Origin of the sequence: Nocardioides sp. 503 (assembly GCF_004522095.1) — a bacterium.
Taxonomy (GTDB): Bacteria; Actinomycetota; Actinomycetes; order Propionibacteriales; family Nocardioidaceae; genus Nocardioides.
On the sequence record NZ_SPUI01000003.1, the window covers coordinates 347,442 to 366,860 of the forward strand.

Below are 19,419 nucleotides of genomic sequence, written 5' to 3' on the forward strand. Positions count from 1 at the left end.
GTGGTTTCGAGGCTCGCTGCGCTCGCACCTCAACCACCGAGGCCGGCTCGCTGCGCTCGCACCTCAACCACCGCGGCCGGCTCGCTGCGCTCGCACCTCAACCACCGAGGCCGGCTCGACCACGACGACTAGCGGATGCGGATCCTTCCGTCGTTGAGGTCGAAGAAGTAGTTGCCGTTGGCGGCGATCATGATCCGCGCGTTCTTCGACTTGCGGCGGGGGATGCGGACGGTCTCGCGGCCGTCGTTGGGGGTGGCGGAGCGCAGGGTGTAGCGCCAGGTGCGGCCACCGTCGACGGAGAGGAGGATCCGGACCCGCTTGGCGAGCTTGCGGGTGCCGTTGACCTTCCACGTGACCCGGTGGACCGAGCCGCGCTTGAGGATGACGTTCTTGGCGCGCTGGGAGGTCACGAGGAACGGCCCGGCGCTCGGGTCGAGGCGCAGGGTGACGCCGTCGTAGGCCACGCCGCCACCGTTGGGGAAGGTGTCGCGCGCCGTCAGCCGGAAGTGCATGGCCGGCTTGGGCGAGCCGGCCGTGCCGACGTAGCCCCGGGTCGGCAGGAACTCCGAGTAGCACGCGCGGACCTTCGACGGCACGGGCGTGTAGTCGTCCAGGTCGTCGGGCAACGGGGCCACGGCCGGGCAGCGACCCGTCTTGGCGTTGGTGTTGCCCTGGAGGATCTGGCTGAGGTCCGGGAACATCCGGGTGCCGTTGGTGCCGGCCAGGTTGATGCCGGGCGACGGGGACTCCAGCGTGCCGGCGTCGCTCACCGCTGCGGCCGTGCCGAAGACGCGGAAGAGCGGACCGTTGAGCTTGCGGTTGGAGACCAGCGCCGTGCCGCCGTCGGTCGTCTGGGTGTCCTCGGCGCCGATGTCCATCTGCTCCCAGAGGTAGACGAGTTTCTGGCCGTCGCGGTCGCGCGCCGAGCCCTTGAGCTGGAACGGCGTGCGCACCGGGATCGTCCGGTTGGCCGGGGCGCGGACCACGGGCGCGTGGTTGCGGGTGGTGGTGGTCGAGACACCGCCGTTGTCCGGGGCGCCGCCCTTGGCGGTCTCGCCGACGAAGCCGGAGGCTCCGCCGGTCGTGGCACCGATGCTCAGGGGTGCCACGTCGACGTGGGTGCCCGGCGCCTCGGGGTCGGCGGTCGGCGCGAAGATCACCTGGAAGCCGGTGTCGTCGGGCAGCGTGAGCGGGGCGATGTCGTTGGTGGGGGTGTTGAAGGGGTCGTAGCCCCACCCGGCGATCGTCACGTCCTGGCCCACGAGCCCCTCGACGGCGGTCTCGATGCCGGCCGCGTTGTAGTTGGCGCCGCGGGTCAGCGTCACCGACGACGCGCCGAAGGTGAGGTCGACGCTGTCACCGTTGTCGGCGAAGTCGCGCAGCGACACCGTCTGCACCTCCACGACCGGAGGCACGACGCCCTCGGTGTAGGCGGTGACCTCGTCGAGCGTCTTGCCCGCGAAGTAGGGGTCGGTGTGCGGCTGCAGGTCGTCCTGGAGGCAGATGCCGGCGTAGGCCATGACCGAGGAGCCGGAGCCCGGCTCGACCGACGTGCCGCCGTTGCGGTTGCCGCCGGCGCACGAGCCCTGGACGCCGTTGAAGGTGTGGTTGCCCGCGAACTGGTGACCCATCTCGTGGGCGACGTAGTCGATGGCGAAGAAGTCGCCCTTGGGCTGCGGGAGACCGGTGCAGCCGCCGCCCTTGAAGTCCCAGCCGACCACGCCGAGGTAGGCGACGCCGCCGCCGTTGACGCCGAGGGCGAGGTGGCCGATGTCGTAGTTGGACGCGCCGATCAGCTGTCCCAGGACGGTGCGGTTGCGCCCGAGGCCAGGCACGTCGCAGTAGTCGAGCTGGGAGTCCACGTCGTCCTGGGGGCCGGGCCCGCCCGCGTCGGCGGGGTCGAAGCACGGGTGCGCGCCGCACGGCCCGTCGGGGCCGGTGGCCTCCGCGGTCGTGTCGAGGTTGAGCCGGTCGGTCTGGTTGACCAGGCGCAGGTTGATCGCGAGGTCGTCGTTGTAGATCTGGTTGACGCGGTTGATCAGCGTCACCTTCTCGGCCAGCACGTTGTCGGTGCCGAAGTAGGCGGCGTACGACGGGTCGCTGGTCAGCGCGAGCCGGTAGACCTTCTGCGTCACCACGCCGCCCGGGGCCGTGCGGGCGCTGCCCTTGCGCAGCGCCTGGCGCACGGCCGGCGCCTCGCGCTCGGCGACCTGCTCCTCCATGCGCGGCACGGAGCCGCCGTAGTAGCTGAGGTGCTCGGTGGTGCCGCGACGGTCGTAGGCGGGGTCGACGTACCAGGCGCGCTGGCCCTGGGGGCCGCGGACGGCGGCGTGCAGGCCCATCGGCGTGACGTCGAGCGCGATCGAGGTGGAGGGGCGGTCCAGCGAGCTGCCCGCGAAGGTCTCGAGCTCGGGGTGGGCAGCGGCGAGCTTGGACTCCATCACCTGGGTGCGCTGCACCGCGAAGCGCTCGAGGGTGCCCGAGGGCGTCGGCACGCGGAAGACGACGCGGCCCTCGGCGCCGGCCGCGGGGGCCTGGGCCAGCGCGGCGCGCACCTGGCCGAGGTCGACGCGGACGGCGGCGTACTTGTCGGGAGCGATGCGGACGCGGTCGCCGGTGGGCGCGAAGCCCGGGAGGGACCGGTACATCGTGGGGCGGTCGGGTGCGGCTCCGGCGGAGGCGTCCAGCGCGGGCAGCATCCCCGCGGCCAGCACGACCGCGACTGCCGCGACGAGGCGGCGTGAACGAGACATCACGGGTGAGGCTCCTTGCTCTGGGAACGCCTGCCCACCGAGGCACAGGACCGAGACTCAGCACTCTAGGAGCGCCCGCCGACGGTGGGAAGCACCCCCGAGGAGGAACTTCCCGGTCAGCGCCTGACGAACCAGCGGGCGAGCAGTGTCCCGTCCTCCTCGAGGAGCGTGTGGAGCTCGAGAGGCACGTCGAGCCCGGGCGCTGCCACGATGCGCGGGTGGTCGCCGCCGACCAGCTGCGGCACGACCGTGCTCGTCAGCTCGTCGGCCACGCCCTGCGCGAGGAGGGCCCCCAGCAGCGAGGGTCCGCCCTCGGAGAGCAGGTCGACCAGGCCGCGCTCGACCAGCCGCTCCTTGAGCAGGGCCAGATCGACCTCGTCGTCGCCGAGCGTCAGCACCTGGTCGGCGCCGAGCACGTCGCGGGCCTCCCCCAGCCCCGAGGCGCCGGCGGTCGTCGCCATGAGCACCGATCCGGCCGGCGCGTCCCGCAGCCGCTCCGGTACGTCGGCGCGCCGGCTCACCAGCACGATCGGGACGTCCACGGGTCGGTAGCCCTCGGTGCGCGCGGTGCCGGCGCCCACGACGATCGCGTCGGCCAGCCCGCGCAGGGTGTCGAAGACCTGCTTGTCGGCGGCGTTGTTGATCGAGCCGCTCTTGCCCGACTCGCCGGTCGCCGCCCCGTCCACCGTCGAGACCATGTTGACGCGCAGCCACGGCGTGCGCGGCGCGGCGTACAGCGCCGGCAGGTCCGCCTCCTCCCCGGAGGTCGAGCCGATCAGCACCCTCATCGCCGCACGCCTTCCATCCGCATCACCCAGTACTGCACGCCGAACGGATCGGCGTCGTAGTCGATCGTCACCGAGGCCGGGTCGACCTCGACCTCCTGAGCCAGCCGCAGCAGCCCACCGACGTCGGCCCACAGCTCGCGCGCGAGGTCGGTGTCGACGGCGCCCGGTCGTCCGGCCCCCAGCGCGGCCCGCAGGTCGTCGTCGAAGCCCACTGCCCGGTCGTCGAGGTGTCCCGGCGCCTTCTCGGTGCGCGTCGCGCTGCCGTTGGCGACCACCACGACTCCCTGCGCCGGTGGTCGAGGTGGGACGGAGTCCCGACTCGACACCTCCCCGCACAGGTACGCCGCCACGCGACCCCCCTGCTCGGAGGCGAGCACCCCCGGCCCGGGGCCGAGCCAGGCGACGGCGTCGAGGCAGGCGGCGCGCAGGTCCGCGACCGGGTCCTCGAGGCCGCCGTACGACGGCAGCAGCGCGAGCACCCCGGGAACGAGCGCGATGCGGACCGGCTCGCCGCTCACTGCAGGCCTCGGATGGCGCGGCGCGGCGGGCGGCGCCCGGCGATGGTCCACACCATGTCGACGGTCTGACGGGTCTCGACGACCTCGTGCACGCGGTAGACGCGCGCGCCGGCCAGGGCACAGACGGCCGTGGCCGCGAGGGTGCCGGTCAGCCGCTCACCCACCGGGAGGTCGAGGGTCTCGCCGACGAAGTCCTTGTTGGACAGAGACACCAGCACCGGCCAGCCGGTCGCCACCATCTCGTCGAGGCGGCGGGTGACCTCGAGGGAGTGGAAGGTGTTCTTGCCGAAGTCGTGGGCCGGGTCGATGACGAGGGACTCGCGCGCGACGCCGGCGGCCAGCGCGCGCTCGGCGTAGCCGACCGTGTCCTCGATCGCGGAGCGCACGACGTCGTCGTACTCCACGCGGTAGGGGCGGGTGCGCGGCGTCGCTCCCCCGGTGTGGGTGCAGATCATCGCGGCCCCGAACTCCGCCGCCACGTCGACCAGCTCGGGGTCGGCGCCGCCCCAGGCATCGTTGAGCACGTCGGCGCCGGCCTCGCAGACCGCGCGTCCCACCTCGGCGCGCCAGGTGTCGACGGAGATGACCAGGCCGGGGAATGTCTCGCGGACCTGCGCCACGAAGTCGACGACCCGGGCCTTCTCCTCGGCGGCGTCGATCTCGACGCCGGGCGCGGCCTTGATGCCGCCGATGTCGACGATCTCCGCGCCCTGCTCGACCACGAGCCGGACCCGCTCGAACGCCTTGTCCTCCGCCCAGGTGGCGCCCTTGTCGTAGAAGGAGTCGGGCGTGCGGTTGACGATCGCCATCATCAGCGTGGCGTCGTCGGCGAACGTGTGGCGGCCCAGGCGCAGCGTCATGCGCTCACCGCCGCGGGCCGCTCGCCCACGTCGACGAGTCGCTCGGCCGGCACGATCGTCCCGCCCTCGGAGCGGTACTGACGCAGCACCACGCTCCCCCCGGTGGTCGAGGTGCGCGCGGAGCGAGCCTCGACACCACCCCGACGCCGCTCGACAGCCGCCAGGATCTGCGTCGCCATCGCGCCGAGGTCCAGCAGCGTCTGGTGTCCGTGCGAACGCCGCCCGAGGTCGACCTGCGCGATCGCGCCCGGTCCGCGCGCGGCCAGGGTGTCGATGAGCGCGGCCAGCTCGACGGCGTACCCGGTGGGCACCGACAGCGTCTCGAACAGCGAGCGGCGTACGGCCCACTCCCCCGCCAGCGGCTGCACGAGGCCGGCCAGCTCGGGGTACTCCAGCGCCAGCACCGGCCGCGCGACCAGCTCGGTGACGCGCCCGCCGTCGAGCGGACCGCCCTCGCCGCCGAGCAGCGGGCGCTCGTAGAAGCCCTTGACCAGCGCCACCTCCGGCTCGGTCAGCAGCGGCCCGAGGAGGCCCGGCACGAAGTGGGTGTCCCAGTCGAGGAGGTCGGCGTCCATGAACACGATGACGTCGCCGGTGGTCACGAACAGCGACTTCCACATCGCCTCGCCCTTGCCCCGCGTCGTCCCGAGGTCGGGGCGGATCTCCGATGAGCGGTGCACGACCGCGCCGGCGTCCGTGGCCACGTCGTACGTCGCGTCGGTGGAGTCGGAGTCGATCACCACCACCTCGTCGAGCAGCGCCACCGTGTCGACCAGCGCGCTGCGCACCCGTGTCACCACGTCGCCGACGGTGGCGGCCTCGTTGCGCGCGGGCACGACCAGGCTCACCCGGGTCTCCCCCTTGGCGGCCAGCAGGTCGTCGAGGGACCAGTCGTCCCAGTGAGCGGTGCGGAGCACGTGGCGAGCGTAGCCAGGTGCCCGGTACTGCGGTTCAGCCGATGAGCACCCGACGGAGGCGGCCCAGGCTGGCCCGAAGGCGCGCCCTCGGACGGTGCTGTCCCTCACCGGCGCCACCAGGCCCTTCGGACACCAGCTCCAGGCGCAGGTGGTCGTCGTCCATCCCCATCCACTCGGCGACCTCGAGCGGCAACGGTTCCCAGGCCATGCCCCCACGGTGCCGGGCACCCCGCAGCAGCGCATACCCCAAATGGGGGAAAGCGGCGGAGCAGGGGCGCCTGCGACCACCTCACTTGGGGTGGAACCGCCCCTGGCCTGGTCACAAGACGACGACGCCGTGTCAGGATCGGGCTACAGCTGACCGGCCGGGGTGGCGCGGCGGGCCGCCTCGAGCGCGCCGTACGCCGCGGCCACGCCGAGCGCCGCGGCACCCAGCGCGTAGCCGACGCCCTCGCGCTCGGTGCCCAGCAGGCGGTCGAGCGAGAGGTCCCCCGGACCGTCCTCGGCGATGGCCAGCACGGCCGCGATGAGGACCGCGTTGTACTCCCAGCCGCCCTCGCTGTTCCATGGCCCGTTGGCGCGGTGGGCCTTCTGGATCGCGACCAGCATGGTGCCGGTCAGCGAGGCGCTCGCCAGCGGCGTGAGCAGGCCCGCGGCCAGCAGCGCGCCGCCGACCGTCTCGGTCACCCCGGCGGCGTAGGCGTTGCGGCGCGGCGGGTGCATCCCCATCGCCTCCATGCCGGCGGAGAGCCCGTCGATGCCGGGCCCTCCGAACCAGCCCTTGAGCTTCTGGGTGCCGTGGCCGACGAACAGGCCGCCGATCAGGACGCGGGTGGCGAGCTTGGCGAGCTTCATGGGGTCTCCGAGGTGTCGTAGGTATTCAAATCTTCAACCACAACGTCGGGGAGCCGCCGGATCATCCCAGCTGGTGTCAGCCGTGCAGCAGGGTCCGCGTCCGGCTCACGAGGTCCTCGACGGCGGCAGCGGCAGCCGGGCTGGCGGGCACCATGTCGATGAAGCCGTGCACGAGGCCGTCGTACCGGAACCTGTCGACGGGTACGCCGGCCGCGTCCAGCGCCGCGGCGTAGGCCTCGCCCTCGTCGCGTAGCGGGTCGAACTCGGCCGTCGCCACCAGCGCCTTGGCCACCCCTGCCACCTGACCGAGCAGCGGGGAGACCCGTGGGTCGTCGAGCTGGTCCATCGGCACGCCGTAGTGGGTGAAGAACCACTCCATCGTGGCGTTCTCCAGCAGATAGCCCTCGGCGTTCTCCGTGCGCGAGGGATAGTCGCCTAGGACGTGCGTCGCCGGGTAGATCAGGAGCTGCGCATCCACGAGGTCCGGGTGCTCCTGCGCGATGACGGCCGCCAGGTTGGCGCCGGCACTGTCACCGCCGACCGCGACGACCTCGCTGCCACCGAGCTCCGCGCGACGCTCCGCCACCCAGAGCAGCGCGGCGACCGCGTCGTCGACGGCGGCGGGGAACGGGGCCTCGGGGGCGAGCCGGTAGGCGACGGACACCACGACCATCTCGGCTCCCGCGCAGAGCCGTCGGCAGAGCTGGTCGTGGGTGTCCAGGTCGCCGATGACGAACCCGCCGCCGTGGAGGTACAGCATCGTGGGCCAGGGACCGTCGCCCTCGGGTCGGTAGGTCCGAGCGGGCAGGTCGGCGACCGTCAGGTCCTCGACACTGCCCACCGGGACGACGTCCTCGGGCTTCACCCAGTCGACCGACATCGCGCGCAGCGCACGGCGGCCTTCCTCCGGCGTGCCCTCGTGCATCGGCGGGTAGCCGGACGAGGCGATGAGGTCGAGGAGGGCTCGGGTGGCGGGATCCAGGGGCACGCGCCCAACCTAGCGAGCGAGGGACCTTGAGACCTTGGAAGCACGAGACTGTGCCGGGTCCGGAGCCGATGACGCAGCCGGGGGACGCGTTGGAGGCAGCGCGGTCGCGAGCCCCACCCCGATCAGCACCCACAGGAGGCGAGTGCCGCCCAAGTCACTCGACACCATGGCATTGGCTATAGCGAAGAGACTGATGGCGAACAGCGCCAGGTCCGTCGTTGAGATCCCGGAAGCGGCTCTGAGCCTCGCGACCGCAATGACAAGGATGCACACCAGGCCGATGAGCGCGACGAAACCTCCCTCTAAAGCCGCTTCGATGAAGATGTTGTGCGCGTACTGCCGAGCGCCGGCGGCGACGTAGAAGCTCTGAGGGAGAGTCACTGTCTCGACCATGTCGCCCCATCCGGTACCCGCCCAAGGTCGTTCTGGTATGGCTTCGAGACAGCGATGCCACAACGTGATCCGTTCCTCACTTTGGAGTTCTCCCAGCCGCGCGGTGGCCGTCCCACGTGCCCCAGCAACGAGGGAGTAAGAGGCATATCCCGCGACGGCCACCAGCGCGAGCCCTTGGAACCGGCTGCGGCCCCGACCGAACGCGAACACCAACGCAAGAGCCAGTAAAGCAGCGAGTAGGGGCCCTCGACTTCCGGTCGTGCTCGACTGAAGCGCACATCCAAGCGACAGAACTACAAGCACTAGTCGCTTCGCAGGCGCCTTCACCTGGAATGCCGCGAGGCTCAATATGAGCGTCGCCAGCGCGCAGATGAAGCCGACGCCTAGGGGTGATGCGCCTGCGATCGTTGCGCGCCCACTGAGGGGATCGGTCGTCCCAGCAACGAACAGCGTGACCGATACTCCGATTCCGACCACGGCAAGGCAAGCGACGAATGCTCGTCGAGCACGATCACTTCGAAGTAGCTCTATCGCGCAGAACGCGCCAACGAACCCGATGACCATCGCAGGCAGCTTCGCCGCCGAGTACGAAGTTCCACCTGATTCGAAGATCCCCGGGAGGAAAGAGACGAAGAGAATCAGCAGGAGGGCGTGCGGCCGACCCACCAATAGATTCCTCGACAACCACGCGTGCAGCGCGACGACGCTGGTCAGGCCCAAGAAGACGATGGTCGGGTCCACAGGGACGCGATCGAGCGCCGGCAGGGCTTGATTGGACACCGCGAGTCCGCCGAGAAGAGTCCCGCCCACTACCCCGGCGCGCGAGTCACCCACTGCGTGCGCCGTGGGACTCATGGCGTTCTGCGGGTCTGGCCACGCGCAGCGAACAGGCACGACACCGCTTCGCCGTCTCGGCCCTCAGCAATACGTCGGTGACCCATGCCGGCATCCTAGCGATCGAGGTGTGCGCGCACCGCCGCCGTCAAGGCACGGGCGTACCGATCCTGGCCCCGCCTGCTCGTCATCCTCCGCGCATCACGGCGGTCGCGCATGTTGCCCAGCTCCACCATGACGGTCGGTACGTCGGACAGGTTAAGGGTCGCGAGGTCCCCACGGAAGTCGAGGCCGTCGCTGCCGGCGATGTAGTTCGCCACGCGGAAGCCGTTGTCGCGGAGGGCGGCGCGCGTCTCCACCGCCAGCCGCCTCGAGGGGCGGAAGATGTCGTGCGTCCAGCGACGCCGGTCCGTCGGCGCGATGACGTGGAAGCCGCGGGCGCCGGTCGTGTAGGAGCCGTCACCGTGGATGCTGATCTTGAGATCGGCCCCGGCCCGGTTGCCTGCCCGTCCGCGCACGTCGACGCACGGCCCCCAGCGGTCCTGGCGGTTGCTGTCGCGCGTGAGCACCACGCGGGCCCCGAGGGCCTGCAGCCGCGCGCGCAACCGAAGTGCCACCCGCCAGGCGAACGTCGCCTCGGCGTAGCCGCCGCGCGTCGAGGTGCCCGTCGTGTTGCACGGCTTGCGGCTGCCGCCCGCGGGGACGAGGCGGTTGATGCGGCGCGGGAAGCGATGGTTGCCGAGCTGGTGCCCCGGGTCGACGACCACAAGCCGGCCGGCCAGGGGCAGCGACGCTCGCTCCGACCCCTCCGCCGGCGCGGAGGAGGCCGGCCCGGCCGGGGCCAGGCTCAGCAGGAGCGCGGCGACACCGGCCGCCGCCGTACGACGGATCACTCGTAGCCCAGGATCTCCTGGCGCTTCTCGCCCCAGGCCAGGGCCGAGGCGATGGCGTCGTCCAGGGAGAGCTCGGTGCGCCAGTCCAGCAGCTCGCGCGACTTGTCGACGTTGGCGAACGCGCCGACGGCATCCCCGGGCCGCGGCGGCGCCTCGGCGATGGGCACCTCCTGGCCGAAGACCCGCTCGAACGACGCCACGAGATCTCGCACCGTCACGCCCTCGCCGGTCCCGACGTTGATGATCGAGCTCGGCGCGTCGACGGCGGTGATCACGTCGTCGAACCTCTCGATGGCGCGCACGTGGGCCCTCGCGAGGTCCCAGACGTGGATGTAGTCGCGGATGCCGGTGCCGTCGCGGGTCGGGTGGTCCACGCCGGTGATGGTGAACGCGTCCTTCTGTCCACGCGCCGCCATGACCAGCTGGCCGAGCACGTGGGACGGCTCCTTGGCGTAGATGCCGGACTCGAGGTCGGGATCGGAGCCGACGGGGTTGAAGTAGCGCAGGATGATCGCGCTGAGGTCGGTGGCCGCGGCCATGTCCTGCAGGACCTGCTCCATCATCCGCTTGGTCCGTGCGTACGGCGACGGCGGGTCGAGCGGGTCCTCCTCGGTCACCTCGAAGTCGTCCTTGGTCGCGTAGAGCGACGCCGAGGACGAGAACAGGACGCGCGTCCTGCCCAGGGCGTTGAGCTCGTCGAAGAGCTCCAGCGACTTGGCGACGTTGTCGCGGTAGTAGAGGTAGGGCTTCTCCACGGACTCCGGGACGACGATGCGCGCGGCCATGTGGATGGTGGCGTCGAGGTCGGGGTGGTCGGACACGATGCGGCGCAACAGCTCGCGGTCGGCGATGTCACCCTCGTAGAAGGCACGGTCCTTGACGAACACCCGCGGCCCGGTGAGCAGCGAGTCCAGGATGACCGGCGTGTGGCCGGCCTCCTCCAGCGCCTTGGCCGTGGTCGATCCGATGTAGCCGGCGCCGCCGGTGACGAGAACCTTCATCCGGGCAGCCTAGCGACGGGCCGGGAGCGCCGGACCATCCTGCTGGGCTACTCCTGGTGGCGCGGCTCTTCGAGCAGGTCGAGCAGATAGGCGCCGTAGCCACTCTTGAGCAGGCTCTTCCCGATCTCCGCCAGTCCGGCGTCGTCGATGAAGCCGAGCCGCCAGGCGACCTCCTCGGGCGCGCCGATCTTGGTGTCCTGCCGCTTCTCGATCGCGCGGACGAAGTTGCTGGCGTCGTTCATGTCGTCGAAGGTGCCGGTGTCGAGCCACGCGGACCCGCGGGGAAGGACCTCGACCTGGAGGCGCCCCTGGTCGAGGTAGAGCCGGTTGAGGTCGGTGATCTCCAGCTCCCCGCGTGCCGAGGGCTTCAGGGCCTTGGCCATCTCGACCACGTCGTTGTCGTAGAAGTAGAGGCCGGGCACGGCGTAGTGGCTGCGCGGGTGCTCCGGCTTCTCCTCGAGCGAGAGCGCCTTGCGGTGCTCGTCGAACTCCACCACGCCGTACGACGAGGGGTCGGCCACGCGGTAGCCGAAGACCGCGGCGCCGTCGATGTCGGCGAAGCGGCGCAGCCGGGTGCCGAGCCCGGCGCCGTGGAAGATGTTGTCGCCCAGGACCAGGCCGACCGTCTCGGAGCCGATGTGCTCCTCGCCGATCACGAACGCCTGGGCCAGGCCGTCGGGCGAGGGCTGCACGGCATAGCTGATCTCGATGCCGAACTGGGACCCGTCCCCCAGCAGCCGGCGGAACTGCTCGGCCTCGTGCGGGGTCGTGATGACGAGGATCTCCCGGATGCCTGCCAGCATCAGGGTCGACAGCGGGTAGTAGATCATCGGCTTGTCGTAGATCGGCATGAGCTGCTTGCTCACCGCATGGGTGATCGGGTGCAGTCGGGAGCCGGTCCCGCCCGCCAGGATGATTCCGCGCATGCGGAGACTCTAGGGTGAGCGCGTGGAACACGTACTCGTGACCGGCGGCGCCGGCTTCATCGGCTCCAACTTCGTCCATCACCTCGTGCGGGAGACCTCGGCGCAGGTGACCGTGCTCGACAAGCTGACCTACGCCGCCTCGCGCGAGTCCCTCGAAGGCCTCCCGAGCGACCGGGTGAGCCTGGTCGTGGGTGACGTCGCCGACGGCCCCACGGTCGACGGCCTGGTCGCCGAGGCCGACGCGGTCGTGCACTTCGCCGCGGAGTCCCACAACGACAACTCGCTGACCGAGCCGGGCCCCTTCATCCAGACCAACATCGTCGGCACCTTCCAGGTCCTGGAGGCCGCACGCCGCCACGGCACCCGCCTGCACCACATCTCCACCGACGAGGTCTACGGCGACCTGGAGCTCGACGACCCGCAGCGCTTCACCGAGGCGACGCCCTACAACCCGAGCAGCCCCTACTCCGCGGCCAAGGCCGGCTCCGACCACCTGGTGCGCGCCTGGGTGCGCAGCTTCGGCGTGAAGGCGACCATCAGCAACTGCTCCAACAACTACGGCCCCTGGCAGCACATCGAGAAGTTCATCCCCCGCCAGATCACCAACGTCATCGACGGGGACCGGCCCAAGGTCTACGGCGCCGGCACCAACGTCCGCGACTGGATCCATGCCCAGGACCACTCCGCCGCGGTCTGGCTCATCCTCCAGCAGGGTCGCATCGGCGAGACCTACCTGATCGGCGCCGACGGCGAGCGCAACAACCTCGAGGTGGTGGGCAGCATCCTGGAGCACTTCGGCCGCTCCGCCGACGACTACGACCTGGTCACCGACCGGGCAGGCCACGACCTGCGCTACGCCATCGACTCCACCAAGCTGCGCGACGAGCTCGGCTGGCGCCCGGTCTACTCCGACTTCGAGGCCGGCCTGGCCCGCACGATCGAGTGGTACCAGGAGCACGAGGACTGGTGGCGCCCCCACAAGCAGGCCACCGAGGCGTCGTACGCCGCCAAGGGCCAGTGACCTCCCCGGTGGTCGAGGAGGCACGAAGTCCCGGCTCGACACCACTGACCGGTGGTCGAGCCGCACTCTCGGTGGTTGAGGTGCGAGCGAAGCGAGCCTCGAAACCACTGACCGGTGGTCGAGCAGCGAGGAGCGCCAGCGACGAGCGCCCGTCGAGACCCCGCGAGCCGAGCACCGACCGCAACCACCGGAGGATCCATGCCTGACCTCACCGTCGAGACCACCCCGATCCCGGGACTGCTGGTGGTGCGTCTGGACCTCCGCACGGACGCGCGCGGCTTCTTCAAGGAGAACTGGCAGCGCGAGAAGATGGTCGCGCTGGGACTGCCCGACTTCGGGCCGGTCCAGAACAACATCTCGTTCAACGCCGACCGCGGCACCACGCGCGGCATCCACACCGAGCCGTGGGACAAGTTCATCTCCGTGGCCAACGGCCGGATCTTCGGCGCCTGGGTCGACATGCGCGAAGGCGAGACGTTCGGCGCGACCTTCCACGTCGAGATCGACCCGTCAGTGGCGGTCTTCGTGCCCCGCGGCGTCGGCAACAGCTATCAGACGCTCGAGGACGGGGTGGCCTACACCTACCTCGTCAACCAGCACTGGCGGCCGGACATCGCCTACCCGGCGCTGGACCTCGCCGACCAGACGACCGACATCCCGTGGCCGATCCCGCTGTCGGAGTGCGAGATCTCGGACAAGGACCGGCACAACCCCCGACTCGCGGACGCCTCGCGGGTGCCGCCCTCGCGACCGCTCGTCCTCGGAGCGGAGGGACAGCTAGGTCGAGCCCTGATGGCGGAGTTCCCCCACGCGCTGGGAGTCACGCGCCGAGACCTGGACATCACCGACCCCGCATCGCTCACAGCCTGGCCGTGGCACGACCACGAGGTCGTGCTGAACGCCGCCGCCTACACCGCCGTCGACGCCGCCGAGACGCCCGAGGGCCGGGTCGCTGCCTGGCGGGCCAACGCCTCCGGCCCCGCGGCGCTGGCGCGTCTCGCGGAGCAGCACCACTTCACGCTGGTCCACTTCTCCTCCGAGTACGTCTTCGACGGCACCGCGGCGGAGCACCCGGAGGACGAGCCACTCTCCCCTCTCGGCGTCTACGCCCAGTCGAAGGCCGCCGGGGACCTCGCCGTGTCGGCGACCGCACGCCACTACGTGCTGCGCACCTCGTGGGTGATCGGCGAGGGCCGCAACTTCGTGCGGACGATGCAGCAGCTCGCCGCGAAGGGCGTCTCCCCCGGTGTCGTGGACGACCAAGTGGGTCGGCTGACGTTCGCCGACGAGCTGGCCCGCGCGACCCGGCACCTCCTCGACACGGGGGCGCCGTACGGCACCTACAACGCGACCAACGGCGGTCCCACGACCAGCTGGGCCGACGTGGCGTCGGCGGTGTTCACCCACTCAGCACGGACCGCCGAGGACGTCAGGCGCATCACGTCCGAGGAGTACTCCGCAGGTAAGGAGCTGGCCCCTCGGCCGGCGAGCTCGGTCCTTCCGCTGGGCAAGCTCGAGGCGACGGGCTTCGCTCCCACCGATGCGATGACCGCACTGCGCGACTACCTGACGGGCAGTGCTCCGGCCGAAGGGTGAGGAACGCGGGCCGAGCTGCACAGATCGGCCATGGCTCCGCGGACGGTGTCGACCGTCCCGACAACGGGGAGTGACGCAACGCTCTCCGGCGACATCAGAGGCACCGGCACGTGGGACACCATCTGGTGGACCGGGCGGACGTCCTGGGGCTCGTCGTCGGCGAAGAGCTCCTCGTGCATCTTCTCGCCCTCGCGCAGGCCGGTGAACTCGATCTCCACCCGCGCGCCCGACTGGTCGATGAGCTGGTGCGCGACGTCGACGATCCGCACCGGGTCGCCCATGTCGAGGACGAGAGCCTCGCCCGCGCCGCCGATGGCCGCGGCCTGGATCACCAGCTGGCAGGCCTCCTCGATCGTCATGAAGTAGCGGGTCACCTCGGGGTCGGTCACCGTCACGGGCCCGCCCTCCGCGATCTGCTTGGCGAACGAGGTGAGGACCGAGCCTCGGCTGCCCAGGACGTTGCCGAAGCGGACCGACAAGAAGGTGCCGTCGGCGTCCTGCGCCTTGGCAGAGGTCAGGCACTCCGCGATGCGCTTGGAGTAGCCCAGGACGCTGCAGGGGTTGGCCGCCTTGTCCGTCGAGATGTTGACGAACCGGTCGACGCCCACGAGGTCGGCGGCGTCGAGGATGTTGCTGGTTCCGTAGATGTTGGTCTTGACGGCCTCGGCGGGGTACTGCTCCAGCATCGGCAGGTGCTTCAGTGCTGCGGCGTGGAAGACCACGTCGGGGCGGCGGGCCGCGAAGATCGCGTTCACCGCGGTCTGGTCTCGAATGTCGCAGAGGATGACCTCGTCGGAGTCGAGCAGCGCCCGACCATGGATCGAGAGCTGCAGCGAGTGAAGAGCTGACTCGTCTCGGTCGAGCATCATCAGCTCAGCAGGTCCGAAGCGGTGGATCTGCCGGCACAGCTCGGATCCGATGGACCCGCCGGCGCCGGTCACCAGGACCTTGCGGCCCGTCAAGTAGTCGGCGATCGACGCCACGTCGGTGTCGAGCTGGTTGCGGCCGAGCACGTCGGTGAGGTTGATGTCGCGCAGGTCGCGGATCCCGACGTGCTCGTCGAGCAGCTGGGTGCTGGCAGGGAGGACCTTGACGGCCAGATCGACGTCGAGCGCCGCCAGGCGAAGCCGGTTGATCGTTCCGGCGTCCGCGCTGGGCAGGGCCAGGACCACAGTCCCGACGCCGTACTCGACCGCCTTCTCCGCAAGCTGTGCGGTCGTGCCCACCACGGGGATGTGGCGGATGCGCAGGTGACGCTTGCGGCGGTCGTCGTCCAGGATCGCGACCGGGCGCCACTGGCGCTGCGGGTCGCGCATCATCGAGCTGATCAGCTCGCGGCCGGCCTCACCGGCGCCGACCACCAGCACGCGCGTCGATCCGTCGTCCGCGAAGCGCTCGTCGTCGTACTCGTTGAAGCGGCGCCACGACGCTCGCGCGTAGGCCATCAGGACGAGCGCGAGCAAGGTGGCGCCGGCGGGCACGGTGCGCGGCACCCACTGCGTGAACAGGTTGACCAGGGTGACTAGACCACCGGAGCTCGCGGCACACACGCCGAGGAGCAGCATCTCCTCCAGGCTGGCCACCCGCGCACGTCCCTGGTGCAGCTTGACCACGCGGGCAAGCGCGAGGAAGAGCAACGCGGTGAGGGCGCCCACCGCCGCAACCTCGCGCCACGGCACCCAGTCGGCGTCGGTGTCGAACCGGAGCCAGGCGAAGACGAAGTACGAGATCATCCAGGCCGAGACATCCAGCCCTGCTGAAAGAACGAGACGGTGGTGACGCACACGGGCGACGATGCTGCTCACGGGGACACGGCTCCAAACCTTCGTTGTGCCCCCAGAATTATCACTATAAAGAGGCCTCTGTGGCCAGTTACCGAAATCGCAGTCAAACTCCTGGCGAAGACTGGACATCCGCGTCTGCGCCGCGTGACGTCGCGGTGTCGATCTTGGTCGCCTTCGTCCGCTTGCCCGCGGAGGGCTGCTCGGAGGCATAGGAGTAACCGTAGCCATAGCCGTAGCCGTAGCCGGCCGACTTCTTGGCGGGCGCGAGGTTGACCACAACGCCGACGCACTTGGCGTCGACCTGCTCAACCCGCTCGAGCGCATGACGCAGCTGGTCTCGGGTCGTCTTGCCGTGGCGCACCACCGCCAGCATGCCGTCGGCCTGCGCCGAGAGGAGGGCGGCGTCCGTGACCGGAAGCAGTGGGGGGGCGTCGAGGATCACGACGTCGAAGCGCTCGCGGAGGTCCTTGATGAGGACCTCCATGGCCTGCGACTGCAGCAGCTCCGACGGGTTGGGCGGCAGCTGGCCGCACGCCAGGACGCTCAGGTCCGTGCCGTCATAGGTCTGCAAGGCGTCATCGAGGGAGACCTTGCCGATGAGCACGCTGGTGGTGCCCACCGCCTCGTCCAGGCCGAGGCGCCGCGCGATGAGCGGGCGCCGAAGGTCGCACTCGACGAGGGCGACGCGCTCGCCCGCCATCGACAGGGTGATCGCGAGGTTGACCGCCGTCGTCGACTTGCCCTCGGCCGGCAGCGAGCTCGACACCACGAACACCCGACGCTCGTGGTCGACGTCGACGTACTGCATGTTGGTCCTCAGGACGCGGAAGGCCTCGGCCCAGGGCGTCGACTCGGCCAGGGCCACGGCCGGCGCCTTCTTGACGGCGGCCGGGTCGCTGTTGATGTGCCCGAGAATGGGAGCCGACGTGACCAGACCAATGTCGTCGGACGATGACAAAGAAGTGTCCATAACGTCGCGGAGCACCGCCAAGCCGATCCCGATCACAAGGCCGAGCAGGGCACCGAGGCCGATGTTGCGGACCGGTTGCGGGCTCACGGGCGACGACGTGACCTGCGCATTGTCTACGATCGAGGCCGTGATGACCGCGTCTCGCTTGCCGGGTGGAGTCTCTAGGTCGGCGACAAGGTCACTGAGAGCCTCGGCGTAGGCCTGGGCGATGTCGCGCGCCCTGGTCGGGTCGGGATCTGTGGCGGTGAGAACGATGTTGACGGTCTCAGGGACGACCTGGGCTGAGATCGCCGATCGAAGGCTCTGCGGGTCGTTAGCCGCCGCGCCGCCCAGATCGTTGGCTACTCGATCAGCCAGCTTGCGCGTGGGGACGAGGTCGACGTAGGACGAGGCCCGCTGGGTGGCGAAGGTGTTGCCCGCGAGAGCATCACTGGTGTCTGCGGGTGTCGTGGACACGAAGATCCGCGCCGAGGAAGCGTACTGAGGGGTGGCCTGCCACGTGAGGAAGCCGGCAGCAGCCACGCATAGGAGGAAGACCACGACAACGAGCTTCCAGCGACGACGGATCGTCTGCCAGTAGTCCTTGAGTTCCACGATGGTCCCGTCCTGTTGTGCGCGCCCCACGTGTGCGCGCAGCCACCTTAACGGCAGGTCAGGGGGCGAATGAAACCGACCAGCGGGCAGGAAAGCCCCGCTGCAGCGCTACCGACGGCGGAGACCGGAGAGCGCCGGGCGCACGTCGACCAAGAAGACGATCGCTGCGATCGTGAACGCGAGGTTGATGAGCGAGCCGAGGATCGGCAGCAGCTGCATGACCACGGCCAGGCCCAGGATGATCGTCCAGGCCGGCTTCGTGAGCTTGCCGGCGGCGACGTACGCCTCGCCCGAGTAGGTCAGCGCGGTCACGAACGCGAAGATCTTCACCGCCAGCAGCGCCAGCACCAGCACGAGCCCGACCGTGCCCTGGAGCCCCACCATGCCGTCCATGGCACCAGCGTATCGGGGGCGGGGCAGGCACTCGCACGACGAGGCCCCCGGAGGACGTACCTCCGGGGGCCTCGTGGTCCGTTCAGAACAGCGTCAGCTGTCCCTCGTCGGGGTCTCTTCAGTCGCCGACCTTCGCAGCGGCGTCGGTGGCCGCCTTCGCGGCGCTCGACGCGGTCTTCTTCGCGGCGGTGGTCGTGGCCTTCGCGCTGCTGCGCGCGGGGCCGGTGGACTTCTTCGCAGTCGTGGCCGTCTTGCGAGCCGTGGTCTTCGCCCTGGTGGCGGTCGACTTGGTGGCCTTCGCACCCTGGGTCTTGGTCGTCTTGGCCTTGGCCGTGGCGGTCTTGGCGGACGAGACGGTGGCCTTCGTCGACTCCTGGTTGCGCACGCGGGCGACGAGCTTCTCGCCGCGCTGGGCCAGGTCGGCGTAGGTGCCGGTCACGGTAGAGACGTTCTCGTTGACGGCGCTCTGGACCTTCGTCGGGATGGCGAGGGCGTCGGCCTGGAGGGCCTCGACGCGCGCCTCGACGGCGGCACGGCGGGAGCGGGCGTCCTTGGACAGCGCCTCGACCCGCGCGTTGACGACGGTCAGGGCCTGGTCGCGCAGCGCCTTCGGCTCGAGGTCGAAGCCGGTGACGGTCTTCTGGACGTCCTTCTGGTAGCCCGCGAGCACCTTGCGCACGTCGGCGACGTAGTCGCGGACGATCTCGACGGCGAGGTCGGTCGCGCCGACGCCCGCGTAGAGCGGCTTGGCCGCGACGGGAGGGAGGTCGAGCGTCTTGATGTCGAACTTGGCCTTGGCCATGTCGTTCTCCTTTGGGTGGTGCGGTGGGGTGAAGTCGTGCGGGTCAGTCGTCGGCGGGCGTGGATCCGGCGTTCATCGCCAGGAACGACGAGTAGACGTCGAGCAGCGACTGCTTCTGCCGCTCGGTGAGGCCGCTGTCGTTGAGCACGGCCAGCTCGACCGAGCCGCCGACGCCGTCCTCCGGGCTGATGATCCCGGCGCGGATGTAGAGCTGCTCCGCGGAGATGCGCAGCGCCTTGGCGATCTGCTGGAGGACCTCGACGGACGGCTTGCGCAGTCCGCGCTCGATCTGGCTCAGGTAGGGGTTGGAGACTCCGGCCTGCTCGGCGAGCTGACGGAGCGAGAGCCGCGAGGCGACCCGCTGCTCCTTCAGGTAGTCCCCGAGCGACTCGACGGTCTTGCCGACCTTGCCCTTTGCCATGCCTCCATAGTGCTAACTCCAGCAAGCAAAATGCAAACTATGGCGGGGTGACATGAGGCACAAACCCTCTCATTAAGCCAGAACCGAGTCCGATTCCAGCAAGCACGATCGT

19 protein-coding genes are annotated in these 19,419 nt (G+C 70.3%); 2 read left to right on the forward strand and 17 right to left on the reverse strand.

The genetic code is table 11. The features are described 5' to 3' along the window. Nucleotides 1-128: 128 nt before the first annotated feature. The 12 genes from E4622_RS09020 to rfbA form a co-directional block, all read right to left on the reverse strand. Complete coding sequence (locus tag E4622_RS09020) at nt 129-2,753, reverse strand: M12 family metallo-peptidase (protein ID WP_134739873.1); 2,625 nt, start codon at nt 2,751-2,753, stop codon at nt 129-131. 116 nt (nt 2,754-2,869) lie between these two features. Next, entirely contained in the window at nt 2,870-3,541 is a 672-nt protein-coding gene (locus E4622_RS09025; RefSeq protein WP_134739874.1) for a dihydrofolate reductase family protein, read from the reverse strand. After that, nucleotides 3,538-4,059: a hypothetical protein gene (locus tag E4622_RS09030; RefSeq protein WP_134739875.1), complete on the reverse strand. Its 522-nt coding sequence runs from the start codon at nt 4,057-4,059 to the stop codon at nt 3,538-3,540. Before E4622_RS09030 ends, E4622_RS09025 begins: the two co-directional genes overlap by 4 nt. After that, complete coding sequence (gene folP / locus E4622_RS09035; protein ID WP_134739876.1) at nt 4,056-4,919, reverse strand: dihydropteroate synthase; 864 nt, start codon at nt 4,917-4,919, stop codon at nt 4,056-4,058. The genes E4622_RS09030 and folP overlap by 4 nt, the downstream gene beginning before the upstream one ends. Next, a complete protein-coding gene (locus E4622_RS09040) occupies nt 4,916-5,836 on the reverse strand; it encodes a glucosyl-3-phosphoglycerate synthase (protein WP_134739877.1) in 921 nt (306 codons plus the stop codon). The genes folP and E4622_RS09040 overlap by 4 nt, the downstream gene beginning before the upstream one ends. 34 nt (nt 5,837-5,870) lie before the next feature. Next, entirely contained in the window at nt 5,871-6,044 is a 174-nt protein-coding gene (locus E4622_RS22725) for a hypothetical protein (RefSeq protein WP_167736028.1), read from the reverse strand. 143 nt (nt 6,045-6,187) lie between these two features. Continuing rightward, on the reverse strand, nt 6,188-6,691 hold the full coding sequence (locus tag E4622_RS09045; protein WP_134739878.1) for a DoxX family protein: 504 nt from the start codon (nt 6,689-6,691) through the stop codon (nt 6,188-6,190). A gap of 76 nt (nt 6,692-6,767) precedes the next feature. Further along, the gene (locus E4622_RS09050; protein ID WP_209021853.1) at nt 6,768-7,679 is read right to left on the reverse strand and encodes an alpha/beta hydrolase; all 912 of its coding nucleotides are present in this window, start codon (nt 7,677-7,679) and stop codon (nt 6,768-6,770) included. A gap of 9 nt (nt 7,680-7,688) precedes the next feature. Continuing rightward, entirely contained in the window at nt 7,689-8,906 is a 1,218-nt protein-coding gene (locus E4622_RS09055) for an O-antigen ligase family protein (RefSeq protein ID WP_167736029.1), read from the reverse strand. A gap of 116 nt (nt 8,907-9,022) precedes the next feature. Continuing rightward, nucleotides 9,023-9,799 carry an N-acetylmuramoyl-L-alanine amidase gene (locus E4622_RS09060; protein ID WP_134739880.1) on the reverse strand — a complete coding sequence of 259 codons (777 nt, stop codon included), beginning with the start codon at nt 9,797-9,799 and terminating at the stop codon, nt 9,023-9,025. After that, entirely contained in the window at nt 9,796-10,800 is a 1,005-nt protein-coding gene (gene galE, locus E4622_RS09065) for a UDP-glucose 4-epimerase GalE (RefSeq protein WP_134739881.1), read from the reverse strand. Before galE ends, E4622_RS09060 begins: the two co-directional genes overlap by 4 nt. Nucleotides 10,801-10,847: 47 nt before the next feature. Next, on the reverse strand, nt 10,848-11,726 hold the full coding sequence (gene rfbA / locus E4622_RS09070; protein WP_134739882.1) for a glucose-1-phosphate thymidylyltransferase RfbA: 879 nt from the start codon (nt 11,724-11,726) through the stop codon (nt 10,848-10,850). A gap of 22 nt (nt 11,727-11,748) precedes the next feature. Here rfbA and rfbB point away from each other — a divergent pair, with 22 nt between their 5' ends. Beyond that, the gene (rfbB, locus tag E4622_RS09075; protein WP_134739883.1) at nt 11,749-12,747 is read left to right on the forward strand and encodes a dTDP-glucose 4,6-dehydratase; all 999 of its coding nucleotides are present in this window, start codon (nt 11,749-11,751) and stop codon (nt 12,745-12,747) included. A gap of 198 nt (nt 12,748-12,945) precedes the next feature. After that, entirely contained in the window at nt 12,946-14,343 is a 1,398-nt protein-coding gene (locus E4622_RS09080; protein ID WP_134739884.1) for a bifunctional dTDP-4-dehydrorhamnose 3,5-epimerase family protein/NAD(P)-dependent oxidoreductase, read from the forward strand. On the opposite strand, the gene E4622_RS09085 is transcribed toward E4622_RS09080, so the two are convergent. The 5 genes from E4622_RS09085 to E4622_RS09105 all read right to left on the reverse strand — a co-directional run bounded on the left by E4622_RS09085 (nt 14,310) and on the right by E4622_RS09105 (nt 19,307). Then, on the reverse strand, nt 14,310-16,076 hold the full coding sequence (locus E4622_RS09085) for a nucleoside-diphosphate sugar epimerase/dehydratase (protein ID WP_245155963.1): 1,767 nt from the start codon (nt 16,074-16,076) through the stop codon (nt 14,310-14,312). The genes E4622_RS09080 and E4622_RS09085 overlap by 34 nt on opposite strands. A gap of 154 nt (nt 16,077-16,230) precedes the next feature. Then, nucleotides 16,231-17,691: a polysaccharide biosynthesis tyrosine autokinase gene (locus tag E4622_RS09090; protein WP_134739886.1), complete on the reverse strand. Its 1,461-nt coding sequence runs from the start codon at nt 17,689-17,691 to the stop codon at nt 16,231-16,233. Between the two features lie 108 nt (nt 17,692-17,799). Further along, on the reverse strand, nt 17,800-18,084 hold the full coding sequence (locus tag E4622_RS09095) for a DUF2516 family protein (protein WP_209021854.1): 285 nt from the start codon (nt 18,082-18,084) through the stop codon (nt 17,800-17,802). Between the two features lie 118 nt (nt 18,085-18,202). After that, nucleotides 18,203-18,886: a hypothetical protein gene (locus tag E4622_RS09100; RefSeq protein WP_134739887.1), complete on the reverse strand. Its 684-nt coding sequence runs from the start codon at nt 18,884-18,886 to the stop codon at nt 18,203-18,205. A gap of 43 nt (nt 18,887-18,929) precedes the next feature. Continuing rightward, nucleotides 18,930-19,307, reverse strand: a complete 378-nt coding sequence (locus E4622_RS09105) for a helix-turn-helix transcriptional regulator (protein ID WP_134739888.1) — start codon at nt 19,305-19,307, stop codon at nt 18,930-18,932. Nucleotides 19,308-19,419 lie beyond the last annotated feature (112 nt).